Raw genomic sequence first — 11823 nt, 5'->3', positions numbered from 1 at the left:
TGTCGGCCGCGGTCCGGGAGGTGGAATGAGCGAGACGGTGGTTCGTTCCGGCGTACGCGTTCTGACCGCCGCTGACCAACCGGACGCCGTACGGCTGTTGGCCTCATCGCCGATCGACAACGTCTTCGTCGCGTCCCGGGTCCGCAGCGCCGGTCTGGAGGCCCGCGACCTCGGCTGTCCGATCTGGGGCTATGAGGAGGACGGCCGGCTGCGCGCGCTCTGCCACGCCGGGTCCAATCTGGTCCCGGTCGGCGCCGGTCCGGCGGCAGTCAGCGCCTTCGCCGAGTACGCCGGAGCGCGCCGGATGTGCTCCTCGATCATCGGCCCGGCCGAGGTGGCGATGGAGCTGTGGCACCAACTGAGCACCCGGTGGGGATCGGCCTGGTCGCAGGTCCGCGAGGTGCGTCCGCACCAGCCGGTGCTGGCCATGGACACCGACCCGCAGGTGCTGCCGCACCCCGACGTGCACCCGATGACCCTGGAGCACTGGGATGCGTACTACCAATCGGCGGTGCGGATGTACACCGAAGAGGTCGGAGTCTCGCCGTTGCAGGGCAATCCGGCCGGCTATCGCTACTACGTCCGCCAATTGATCACTTCCGGCCGCGCGTTCGGTGTGGTCGACCGCACCGGCAAGGTGATCTTCAAGGCCGACCTCGGCTCGGTCTCTCGCGGCGTCACCCAGGTGCAGGGCGTCTGGCTCGACCCGTCCCTGCGGGGACGGGGACTTGCCCCGTCGATGATGGCGGCCGTCGTCCAACTCGCCCGGGGCATCGCGCCCGTGGTGTCGCTGTACGTCAACGACTACAACACGCCCGCCCGTGCGACCTACGCCCGGGTCGGCTTCCGTCAGGCCGGCGAATTCGCCACGGTGCTGTACTGATCGGCCGATCCGCAAGTGTCGGCCAGGTCGTCCAGGAACTGTCGGCTGGCGACGCTGAGGTCGCGCTTCGGATGCCAGTAGGCCCGGATGCCGCGGGTCCACAGTTCACCGGGCAACCGACGGATGTCCACATCGCCGAAGGCGCTGATGGTCGCTCCCATCTCGCCCAGCATCCCGATCCCGAGTCCGGCCCGCACCATGGCGATCACCGTTGTCGGATGGGTGACAGCGAGCACCGATCCGGGAAGGATCCCTGCGGCCGACAGCCGGTCGGTGAAATCGGTCCAGCCTTCGGTCGGTGAGCCGGTGACGATCAGCGGCAGACCGTCGAGATGACGCTCCGGGTCTGGCTGCTGGGTGACCTGATGGCCGATCGGCAGCGCCAGCACGATGTGTTCGTCGAGCAGATGCCGGAATGCGAGATCGTGATGGGTCGGCATGTCGGCCACCCGGATCGAGAGGTCGAGGGCGAACGAGGCGACTGCGTCTTCCAGCCACCGTGGGCCACCTTCGCGCAGATCGATCGTGACTCCGGGATGACTCTGCCGGAATCGGCGGATCAACGGGGCGAGCAGGACGCCGCTGGGACCGGCGAAGCTGCCCAGCACGATCGTGCCCTGCAGATCACCGCCGAGCGATCCGACCGCCTCCATCCCGAGCCGGATCTCCGACATTGCAGCCCGCGCATGCGGGAGCAGCCGCTCTCCGGCCTCGGTCAACTGCACCGGTCGTGAACCGCGCTCGAACAGCCGTCGGCCGAGCAGCCGCTCCAACCCGGCGACATGAGCACTCACCCGCGGCTGCGACCGGTGGGTGGTGGCGGCCGCGGCGGTGAACGTCGCGTTGTCCACGACAGCAAGGAACGAGGACAGCCACGCGGGCGGAACGTCGTCGGGCTCCATCATCAGCCCAACGTATACCGCGTATGCGAACTACGTCTTGGACGAATAGACGTCCCTCCTCCTAGTGTCGTGAACCGCGCCAACCACCGTCGGATGGGAGTCACCACATGTCGTCAGCACGCCGCGAGATGTCGAAGACAGCAGCCGATCCGACGGGTGCGTTCTCGATGCGCAGGACCGCACTGGCCAGTCTCGCCGGGGCGACGCTGGAGTGGTACGACTTCCAGCTCTACGGCTGGCTCAGCGCGCTGGCGTTCAACAAGCTGTTCTTCCCAGCCGGAGATCCGGCGGTGGGCACTCTGGTCGCCTTCATGACCTTCGGAATCGGATTCATCATGCGACCGGTCGGTGCGATCGTCTTCGGCCACCTCGGTGATCGGATCGGTCGCAAGTCGACGCTGCTGATCACGTTGCTGCTGACCGGGATTCCGACCGTGGTGATGGGGCTGCTGCCGACCTATCAGACCATCGGTGTCTGGGCGCCGCTGCTGCTGGTGGCGTTGCGACTGCTGCAGGGATTCGGGCTCGGTGGCGAGTTCGGCGGGGCGGCGCTGATGGTGGTCGAACACGCACCGGCCGGCAAGCGAGGCTTCTGGGGAATGTTCGCCGGGCTCGGAAATCCGGTGGGCCAGTTGCTGTCGATCATCGTGGTGTATGCCTGTCTCGCGTCGATGCCGGACGAGACCTTCCTCGCCTGGGGGTGGCGGGTCCCGTACCTGCTCGGGATCGTCATCCTGGCCGCCGGACTGTACGTCCGCTTCCGGGTGATCGAGACGCCGGCCTTCCACGCCATGCGTGAGTCCGGAGGCCGGCACCGGGTCCCGGCCAAGAACCTGTTCGCCAAGGACACTCTGACGATCCTCAAGGGCTGGGGTGCGCGGGTCGCCGACGCCGGCACCTGGGCAGTCTTCCTGGTCTTCGGCATCAGCTACGCCACCACCGAGCTCGGCATCTCCAAGACCCAGACCACGCTGGGTGTCGCGATCGCGTTGGTGATGCAGATTCTGGTGATCATCTGGGCCGGCAGACTGTCCGACCGGATCGGACGTCGTCCGGTGATCATGATCGGTGCGGTCGTGGTGGCAGTGGGCATCTTCCCGAGTTTCCTGTTGATCAACACCGCGGATCCGTTGTGGCTGTGGGTCGCCTTCGCGTTGGGGTTCCCGATCGGCACCGGGATGATCTTCGCCCCGGTCGGGGCCTTCCTGCCGGAGCTGTTCGACTCCCGGGTCCGCTACACCGGGACCTCGATCGTGTTCCAGCTGAGCTCGCTGGCCGCTGGGCTGGTGCCCACCATCGCCACCACCCTGATGTTGCTGAACGGTCACCGGCCTTGGTTGGTCTGCGGCTTCGTCATCGTCCTTGCCGCGATCACGTTCGGCTGTGTGAGCCGGCTGCCCGAGACCCACCGACGCGACCTCTGATCGTCCATCGCGATCAGCACCATCCGACAGCACCGCAGGACACCCGAGGAGGAACACCTTGCGCGCACCCGACGCTTTTGCAGGAACGATCGGCACCACCGTTCAGGACTCGACACCCTGGTGGCCACAGCCGCGACGGGCGCGGCCCGGCAGTCCCAACGTGGTGATGGTTCTGCTGGACGACGTCGGGTTCGCCAGTCTCGGGTGTTTCGGCAGCGAGATCTCGACCCCGGTGATGGACGATCTCGCGGCCCGGGGCTTGCGCTACCGCAACTTCCACACCACGGCGTTGTGCTCACCGACCCGAGCCTCGCTGCTGACCGGACGCAACCATCACGCGGTCGGGATGTCGATCATCGCCAACGCCGACAGCGGATTCCCGAGCAAACGCGGAGCCGTGAGCCACAACGCCGGCACGATTGCCGAGATCCTGCGTGATCAGGGCTATAGCACCCTCGCTGTCGGCAAGTGGCATCTCGCGCCGGCTGATCAGACCTCGCAGGTCGGGCCCTTCGACCAGTGGCCCTTGGGACGAGGATTCGAGCGCTACTACGGGTTCCTCGACGCTGCCACCGATCAGTTCCATCCCGAACTCACTCGCGACAACCATCGGGTCGACCCTCCCGCTTCGGCGGCGGACGGCTATCACCTGACCGAGGACCTGGTCGACAACGCGATCTCCTTCGTCACCGACCAGACGTCGTTGGCGCCGGACAAACCGTTCCTGCTCTACCTGGCCACCGGCGCGACCCATTCGCCGCACCAGGCACCGGCGGAGTATCTGGCGAAGTATCGCGGCCAGTACGACTGCGGCTGGGACACCATCCGGCAGCAGCGACTGCAACGCCAGAAGGAACTCGGCATCGTCCCGGCCGACACGGATCTCGCTCCAGCGAATCCCGGGGTCGCAGCGTGGGATTCCCTGTCGGAGCAGGAACAACGACTCTTCGCGCGGTTCCAGGAGGCTTACGCCGCGTTTCTGGAGCACACCGATGCTCAGCTCGGACGGCTGGTTCGACATCTTGATCATGTCGATGAGCTCGACAACACGATCTTCGTGCTGCTGTCCGACAACGGCGCCAGCCAGGAGGGGCAGGCGAACGGGTCGGTCAACATGGCCTTCTACGAGAACCGGGATGTCGACCCACTGGACTACAACCTCGAACACATCGACAAGATCGGGACGGCCGAGGTCCAGAACAACTATCCGCTCGGCTGGGCGATGGCGGCGAACACGCCGCTCAAGCGCTACAAGCAGAACACCCATGCCGGCGGTGTGCGGGATCCGTTGATCATCTCCTGGCCGGCCGGGATCTCTGCCGCCGGCGAGATCCGGGACCAGTTCCACCACGTCACCGACATCGTGCCCACCGTGCTGGAGATCATCGGCGTCGAGGCACCGGAGGAGATCAACGGCGTGCCGCAGATGCCCGTGCATGGCACCAGCCTGGCCTATACCTTCGATCGCGCCGGTGGTCCGAGTCGCAAGCCGGCACAGTACTTCGAGATGTTCGGACACCGTGCGTTGTGGTCGGATGGCTGGAAGGCAGTCGCGTATCACGAACGTGGCGCCGACTACGCTCAAGACCGCTGGGAGCTGTACGACCTGGCGGCGGACTTCTCCGAGTGCCACGATCTGGCTGACGAGGAACCGCAGCGCCTGCACGCCATGATCGAACGTTGGTGGGCCGAAGCGGGGCGTTATGACGTGCTGCCGTTGGATGATCGCGGATTCGCCGAACGCCGAGCGACCTCACAGAGCCGTCCCGACGCGGCGCGGACGAACAATTCATTCCGCTATTGGGGTGGAATCAGTCATCTGCCGAGCGGTGCTACCCCGTTCATCCTTGATCGTTCGTACACGATGACGGCGCAGGTGGACGTCGAGCCGGGGGACCGCGGCGTGATTGTCGCCTGCGGATCGGTCGGCGGCGGCTACAGCCTGTACATCGACGACGGTCTGCTGCATCACGACTACAACTACTACGGTCGGATCTACCGAGCCGTGGCCGCACTTCCCGAACGGTCGGGCCGGCTCCGATTGGAGTATCGCTTCACCCGGACCGGCCCGTGTGCCGGGATCGGCCAGGTAGCGGTGGACGGCCTGCCCGGCGAGCAGATCACGATGCCCGCAACCAGCCGCTACTTCATGTCCTGGGCGGGCCTCGACCTCGGCCGGGATGCGTTGTCGCCGGTCAGCTCGAACTACGACGGTGAGTTTCCCTTCACCGGGCATATCGACCGGGTCGACTTCGAGCTGGGAGACCGTGACGACCTGATCGGTGACTACGAACCGGCGGACTGAGCTGAGCGCGCGCAACCTGGGACCCGTCCGTGGAGCACGGATGGTGGGTCTCAGGCGGCGTTGTTTTGGGGCGCCGCGGCTTGCCAGACCCGGTGGGCGAACGGTCCCTGTCCGAGGTCGTGGTTGCCGGTCTCGTTGACCAGAATGATCTTGCCGTGCGGCGCCCGGAACAGATGTGTTCCGGGCTGGGGTTGTCGCCGGTTCCAGGGGCCGTGGGTGATGCTGTTGTGTTCGCGTCGGGCCAGCGGTCCGAGTTTGACGTCCCCGGTCTGGTCGGGAATCCCGTCCCGGTAAGGAATGCTGTGGTCCTGGTCGACGTGTCGTCCGACGGATCCGGAGTAGGGGAAGACGCTGCCCGGGCTGCGGAGGAACACGCGTTCCCGCATGGCGTCCGGGATTTCGTAGGCGTCGACCGTGGTCTGGTCGGCGACCAGGTCGATGACGGGTTTGACCGTGACCTGGCAGTCCTGCAGCCAGTCGGCGACGAGGCTGGACACGATGGGTCCGATGTCTTCGACGCGGGTGACGCCGAGCCCGTTCTGCAGGGTTTCGCGGGCGATGTGGACGTACAGGGTTGCTTTGGGTAGCAGGCGGGCGGGGTCGAGTTGGCCGATGGCGCGGATGGCTGCTTCGGCCAGTCGTTGATCAGGATCGATGATCGGGAACCGGGGCGGCGCCGCTTCGATTGTCGCGCAGTCGGCGCCTGTCGGAGCCGGACCGTCCGAGTCTTGATCAACAGGACCGACATGATCAACAGGACCGTCCTGATCAACCGCCGCGTCGTGATCAACAGGGCCGTCGTTGTCAACGGGAGCTTCGTGGTCAACCGGGCTCTCGTGATCGGCCGGGGCGTCGCACTCAACAGTGGCGTCGTGATCGGCGGTGGAGGCGGGATCGTCGACGTCGGATGGTACGGGGAGTAGGGAGGTGTCGTCGGGGTCGGGGTCGAACAGCGAGGGGGCGGTGTCTTCGGCGATCAGGCGGAGGGCATGGAGGGGGTTGGCCAGGACGCCGATCGCGGCTGCTCGTCGTTGGTTTTTGGTGCCTTGGTCGCCGCGGCGTCCGAGGATGTCGGCGATCCGGTCGACCATGGCGTCGAACCAGGCTGCGTCGGCTGCGGAGAGGCGGGCGTAGATGGCTTTGGTGCCGAGTTCGGTGCTCTGAGCGATGAAGACGCCGGTGTCGTCGGCGGCTTCCTGGGCGAGGCGGGCGATCCGTTCGGCGTCGACTTCGATGATTGCGGCTTGGAGGTGGCGCAGTATGCGGGACCAGGCCCAGCGGCCGATCCGGTGGGCGATGGCGGCGTCGACCAGGAGTGCTTGCTGCAGGGACAAATGGCGGGTTTCGCGGGCGATCTGTTGGGCGTGGAAGCCTTCGATCTCCAGGGCGCGGAGTCGGGTCCAGGTGCGGGGGAGTCGGTGGCGGATGTCGAGGGCGTCGGCGATGAAGCGTTCGGTGCTGGCGATGGAGAGGGCGAGTTCGGCGCCGAATTCGGCGATGGCGAAGGCGGCCATTTCGGGGGTGCCGTCGCCGCCGGGGTGGATCGGTCGGTCGCCGCCGGGAATGGCCAGTTGGTGTGGGTCGATGGACTCGGGTGGATGGCAGTCTGCCCAGCAGGTGGCCATGATCAGCTTTTTGGTGCGGGCTGCGCGTTCCTGGCGTCGGGCGAGGCTGACATTGCGGAGCACCTGCACGGCATCGAGCCCGGCAGGGACGGACCCTGGGGTGTCGGCTGCCGGCGTGTTGATCATGAAACCACTCTAGAAGTGAGCACCGACAGAACACCGCCCCAACCGACCACTCAGGACACGGTTGGATAACACTCCCGCGAGGGAATCTGTAGTAGATAAGGACTGAGTGCCACGAGTGGATCCCGTAGTGCGCCTGGACAAGACCGGGATCTGCGATGCGCCCAGAGGGCTTGTCCGTTTCAGGAAATCTTCCCGAATACTCACGTCGCCGGGACGTAGCACCGATTGATGCCTGCCGGTCGGAACCCGAGCCGTTGGTAGAGCCGTACCGGAGTGTCACCGACCTCGGCGGCGATCGTGATGTCACCGACCCCTGCCTGCCGCAATCGCGTCACCGCGTTGTTGATCATGGCGGTCGCCAGCCCACCGCCCCGGTGCGCGGGATGGACGAAGACGTCCTCGATCACCCCACGTGCTTGCGGGGTCTGCCAGCAGCAGACGAAGCCGGTCACCTGATCGCCGTCGGTGGTGCACCAATAGGTCGCGAACTGCTCCAGCGCTCGACGGTGCCCGATGACCTGTTCTGTCCGGCTGACCGGTCGTCGACCGCGGCCGAGCCGGTCGTCCTCCTCGAGGTGGTCCAGACGGAACAACGCCTGCCGCTGGGACCAGTCCGGATCGACCTCGATCGCAGGCCGTACGGCGGTCTCGGCCGGACCGGTGAGCAGCCGTCCCGCCGGCAGGATGAGCCGGTATTCGGTCTCCGGTCGCCAGTCCCGCAGCAGCAGCTCGGCCTCGACCCACGACGGGGTGTCGGATTCGACCATCACCCGGAATTGCGGCGCATCAGCCGCTGCCCGGGCCAGATCCTGGTCCAGGTCGGCGACCGACCCGGGGCGTACGGCGTACAGACAGTTGGCCAACAGCAGGTCCGGTGCAGCCGGCAGTCGGCTCAGCGTGGAAGCCGCCAGCTGCCTTCCGCTGCCGGCCAGCGTCCAGAAGCGGGTGACGTCGTCCTCCGGCGGCCGCATGGACACGCATGCTACGTCGACCGGGCCGCTGGGGACCCGCAGGACCGGACAAGGCCCGCAATGTGGAGGTTTCATGGCAGGCGTTCAGCTGGTGCATCTAGACTCCGCTGCAGACGACGTGAGTCGCGGCTGTGATCGCAATATGGAGGGATGGCACGTGCCGGCGATCGATGAACGGTTGCAGGAACTGGTCGACCAGGCGACCGCACGACTGACCGAACGCTGGGAGGTCGCCGAAGCCGAGCTGACCGCCATGCTGCAGGATTCCATCGACACCGAGTGTGCGTTGAACGACCCGGACCGGGTGAAGGTGCAGTCCAGCCGGATCAAGAGCAAGGCCCGGATCGCGGAGAAGATCCAGCGCCGGGTCCGCAATCGGGAGATCGACCCACCGGAGACCATCGAACAGGTCCAGAACTCGATCTTCGACATCGTGGGCTTGAGGATCATCTGCAAGACGTTGCGTGACGTCGACCTGGCGTCCAAGGCAGTGAACGCCGCGTACGGACCGTATCTGGAGCAGGTCGGCGACCCGAAGGACTACATCCGCAACCCCAAGCCGTCGGGCTACCGTTCGCTGCACTACCTGCTGCGAATCACCGTCGACGAGGGCGACGGTCCGGTCCAGGTCCCCTGCGAGGTGCAGGTCCGCACGATGATGCAGGACGCCTGGGGCGAGCTGACCCACGAGAATTCCTACAAGTCCGGCGACGCGGCGCTGCCCGGGCTGTTCCTCGACCTGTCCCGGCACATGGCCGATCTGATGGACCAGGTCGACCAACTCGCTCTCACCCTGGCCGAGGCCAGCGAGTCGATCATGACCCAGATGGCGGTACACAACGAGTTCCCGCTGGTCGATCCGGACAGCGGCAACCATCGCCCGGCCCTGGAATCGGGCAAGGTCTATCTCGGTCGGGTGCTGACCACCGGCCGCAACTACGCCTTGGTGCTGGTCGACCAGTTCCGCGGCCTGCTCGGCGCCTCCGAGGTCAAGCAGGTGCTCGGCCTGGAGAGCTTCGTCGAGGTCAGCGACTACGTGCTGCCCGGCGACTCGCTGCAGGTCCGGATCATCGAACACGACCCGGCCCGGGATCGACTGCTGCTGGAACCCGCCGATGCGGTCGACCTGCGCCGTCGGCACGGCCGCCGCAAGTCCAAGACCGTCGGCGGCGGCTGACCGGTCAGCCGTTCGGGGTCTGCCGGACGTGCTCCCAGATCGGCTGCAGATTGGCCAGCGGTGCGAAGAAGCCGGTGGTCCCGTGATCGAAGGTGATCGCGAAGACGCCCTGCTGTTGGTAGGACGGCACGGCGGACAGGAAGTCCTGTGGTTCGGTCGCCAACACGTAGGCGTCATCCTCCGCACCGGCCACACCGGCCTGCACGGCGAACTGTCGGGCGCGTTGCCCGGAGCTGAACGCCATCAGGAACGGCTTGTCCTCGATCACGCCGATGAACGGCCCGACATCGGCACCCAACTCGCCGTCCGGTCCGACCCCGCGAGCGACGAACCACCACCGTTCCAGGGCGAACGCCGCCTGCCAGAGTGCGGGCTGTGCGGCCGGGTCGGTCTCCGCGGCGTGGGCGAGTTGATCCAGATCGGCGTTCACGTCGGTCATGGCAGAACGCTAATGGCGACCGGGTGCACATCGGACGTGCCTACCGGCCGTGCACCCCGAACGTGCCGACCCGCCTGCAGCCCCGCTGGTCCGGGCGCGGCGATCCAGGCGCCGCCGCGATACCCTTCGCCTCGGAGTTCGTGCAGGAGAGAGGTAACTCGACGTGATCACGCGTATGACGCAGTTGTTCGTCCGGACCCTTCGGGAGGATCCGGCTGACGCGGAGGTGCCCAGCCACCGCTGGCTGGTCCGGGCCGGCTACATCCGGCGGACCGCGCCGGGGATCTACTCCTGGCTGCCGCTGGGCTGGAAGGTGCTGCGCAACGTCGAGAAGATCATCCGGGAGGAGATGGACCCGATCAGCCAGGAGGTCCACCTGCCGGCCCTGCTGCCGAGCGAGCCGTACGAGGCGACCGGCCGCTGGGAGGAATACGGCGACCTGCTGTTCCGGCTCAAGGACCGGCGGGACAACGACTTCCTGCTCGGCCCGACCCACGAGGAGATCTTCGCCCTGCTGGTGAAGGACCTGTACTCCTCCTACAAGGATCTGCCGCTGTCGCTCTACCAGATCCAGACCAAGTATCGCGACGAGGCCCGACCCCGTGCCGGACTGCTGCGCGGTCGCGAGTTCGTGATGAAGGACTCCTACTCCTTCGACATCGACGACGCCGGACTGGAGAAGTCCTACCAGGCCCATCGCGACGCCTACATCAAGATCTTCGACCGGCTCGGCTTCGAATACCGGATCGTCTCGGCCATGTCCGGGGCGATGGGTGGCTCGGCCAGCGAGGAATTCCTGGCGGTCGGTGAGAACGGCGAGGACACCTTCGTCCGTTCACCGGGCGGCTATGCGGCCAACGTCGAGGCGGTCCGCACCCCGGTGCCGGACCCGATCCCGTACGACGACGCACCGGCAGCCCACGCCGAGGACACCCCGGACACCCCGACGATCGCCACCCTGGTCGCGGTCGCCAACGAGCGCGTCCCGCGACAGGACCGTCCCTGGGAGGCCTCCGACACCCTGAAGAACGTGGTGCTGATGGTGTCCCACCCCGACGGCACCCGGGAACCGTTGGCGGTCGGCCTGCCCGGTGACCGTGAGGTCGACATGAAGCGACTGAACGCCCAGCTCGAGCCGTCCGAGGCCGAGCCGTTCACCGACGAGGACTTCGCCCAGCATCCCGGCCTGGTCAAGGGCTACATCGGTCCGCAGGCGCTCGGCACCGAGTCGGTGACCAAGATCAAATTCCTGGTCGATCCGCGGGTCGTCACCGGCACCCGCTGGGTGACCGGCGCCAACGAACCCGGCCGGCACGTCTTCGATCTTGTCGCGGGCCGCGACTTCACCCCGGACGGCACCATCGAAGCCGCCGAGATCAGGGACGGCGATCCGGCACCGGACGGTTCGGGACCGCTGAGCCTGGCCCGCGGGATGGAGATGGGGCACGTCTTCCAACTCGGCCGCAAGTACGCCGATGCGCTCGGCCTGAAGGTCCTTGATCAGAACGGCAAACTGGTCACCGTCACGATGGGTTCCTATGGCATCGGGGTGTCCCGCGCGGTGGCCGCGGTCGCGGAGAACACCAGCGACGACAAGGGCCTGTGCTGGCCGCGGGAGCTGGCGCCGTACGACGTGCACATGATCATCGCAGGGAAGGGCGAGACCGTCGGCGCCGCCGACGATCTTGCGGTTGCGTTGTCCGAACGCGGTGTCAGCGTGCTGCTGGACGACCGGAAAGCCAGCACCGGCGTCAAGTTCGCCGATGCTGAGCTGATCGGTGTCCCGACCATCGTGGTGGTCGGCAAGGGGCTCGCCGACGGCGTGGTCGAGGTCCGCGATCGCCGCACCGGCGAGCGCCAGGATCTGCCGGTCGCCGAGGCCGCCGACCGGATCGCGGCGATCGTCAAGGAGTGACCATCAAGCCAGGATCGTCGACGTCTGATCATCATCGCACTGTTGGTCAGGCGATG

The 11823-nt window shown here is 66.7% G+C and carries 9 protein-coding genes; 5 read left to right on the top strand and 4 right to left on the bottom strand.

Features of this window, described 5'->3' with window-relative positions; genetic code table 11:
• The first annotated feature begins 25 nt into the window (after positions 1-25).
• On the top strand, positions 26-883 hold the full coding sequence (locus tag BLU38_RS03170) for a GNAT family N-acetyltransferase (RefSeq protein ID WP_091519740.1): 858 nt from the start codon (positions 26-28) through the stop codon (positions 881-883).
• Here BLU38_RS03170 and BLU38_RS03165 read toward each other — a convergent pair.
• Positions 850-1788 carry a LysR family transcriptional regulator gene (locus BLU38_RS03165; protein ID WP_091519737.1) on the bottom strand — a complete coding sequence of 313 codons (939 nt, stop codon included), beginning with the start codon at positions 1786-1788 and terminating at the stop codon, positions 850-852. The genes BLU38_RS03170 and BLU38_RS03165 overlap by 34 nt on opposite strands.
• A 104-nt stretch (positions 1789-1892) precedes the next feature.
• Between BLU38_RS03165 and BLU38_RS03160 the strand changes: the two genes are divergently transcribed.
• Together BLU38_RS03160 and BLU38_RS03155 are read left to right on the top strand one after the other, a co-directional pair.
• A complete protein-coding gene (locus tag BLU38_RS03160; RefSeq protein WP_091519732.1) occupies positions 1893-3209 on the top strand; it encodes an MFS transporter in 1317 nt (438 codons plus the stop codon).
• A 58-nt stretch (positions 3210-3267) separates the two neighbouring features.
• Positions 3268-5514, top strand: a complete 2247-nt coding sequence (locus BLU38_RS03155) for an arylsulfatase (protein WP_197679968.1) — start codon at positions 3268-3270, stop codon at positions 5512-5514.
• A gap of 50 nt (positions 5515-5564) precedes the next feature.
• Here the strand turns inward: BLU38_RS03155 and BLU38_RS03150 are convergent, their stop codons facing one another.
• Together BLU38_RS03150 and BLU38_RS03145 are read right to left on the bottom strand one after the other, a co-directional pair.
• Positions 5565-7265 carry a DUF222 domain-containing protein gene (locus BLU38_RS03150; RefSeq protein WP_091519726.1) on the bottom strand — a complete coding sequence of 567 codons (1701 nt, stop codon included), beginning with the start codon at positions 7263-7265 and terminating at the stop codon, positions 5565-5567.
• Between the two features lie 200 nt (positions 7266-7465).
• Complete coding sequence (locus BLU38_RS03145; RefSeq protein ID WP_157683190.1) at positions 7466-8236, bottom strand: GNAT family N-acetyltransferase; 771 nt, start codon at positions 8234-8236, stop codon at positions 7466-7468.
• Positions 8237-8393: 157 nt separating this feature from the next.
• On the opposite strand from BLU38_RS03145, the gene BLU38_RS30745 reads away from it, so the two are divergent.
• On the top strand, positions 8394-9413 hold the full coding sequence (locus BLU38_RS30745; RefSeq protein WP_157683189.1) for a hypothetical protein: 1020 nt from the start codon (positions 8394-8396) through the stop codon (positions 9411-9413).
• 4 nt (positions 9414-9417) lie between these two features.
• Here BLU38_RS30745 and BLU38_RS03135 read toward each other — a convergent pair whose 3' ends face one another.
• Positions 9418-9852 carry a hypothetical protein gene (locus tag BLU38_RS03135; RefSeq protein ID WP_091519718.1) on the bottom strand — a complete coding sequence of 145 codons (435 nt, stop codon included), beginning with the start codon at positions 9850-9852 and terminating at the stop codon, positions 9418-9420.
• 175 nt (positions 9853-10027) lie between these two features.
• Here BLU38_RS03135 and BLU38_RS03130 point away from each other — a divergent pair, with 175 nt between their 5' ends.
• The gene (locus BLU38_RS03130; RefSeq protein ID WP_172836260.1) at positions 10028-11767 is read left to right on the top strand and encodes a proline--tRNA ligase; all 1740 of its coding nucleotides are present in this window, start codon (positions 10028-10030) and stop codon (positions 11765-11767) included.
• Positions 11768-11823 lie beyond the last annotated feature (56 nt).

The organism is Microlunatus soli, from assembly GCF_900105385.1.
Classification (GTDB): Bacteria; Actinomycetota; Actinomycetes; order Propionibacteriales; family Propionibacteriaceae; genus Microlunatus; species Microlunatus soli.
Note: the sequence above shows the minus strand (reverse complement) of the source record. Positions and strands in the feature narration are given on the sequence as shown.

What these genes read in the sequence shown, in the direction of transcription:
- BLU38_RS03130 (WP_172836260.1), top strand. Translation starts at nt 10,028, where the DNA reads ATGACGCAGTTGTTCGTCCGGACCCTTCGGGAGGATCCGGCTGACGCG.
- BLU38_RS03145 (WP_157683190.1), bottom strand. Translation starts at nt 8,236, where the DNA reads ATGCGGCCGCCGGAGGACGACGTCACCCGCTTCTGGACGCTGGCCGGC.
- BLU38_RS03170 (WP_091519740.1), top strand. Translation starts at nt 26, where the DNA reads ATGAGCGAGACGGTGGTTCGTTCCGGCGTACGCGTTCTGACCGCCGCT.
- BLU38_RS03160 (WP_091519732.1), top strand. Translation starts at nt 1,893, where the DNA reads ATGTCGTCAGCACGCCGCGAGATGTCGAAGACAGCAGCCGATCCGACG.
- BLU38_RS03150 (WP_091519726.1), bottom strand. Translation starts at nt 7,265, where the DNA reads ATGATCAACACGCCGGCAGCCGACACCCCAGGGTCCGTCCCTGCCGGG.
- BLU38_RS03135 (WP_091519718.1), bottom strand. Translation starts at nt 9,852, where the DNA reads ATGACCGACGTGAACGCCGATCTGGATCAACTCGCCCACGCCGCGGAG.
- BLU38_RS03165 (WP_091519737.1), bottom strand. Translation starts at nt 1,788, where the DNA reads ATGATGGAGCCCGACGACGTTCCGCCCGCGTGGCTGTCCTCGTTCCTT.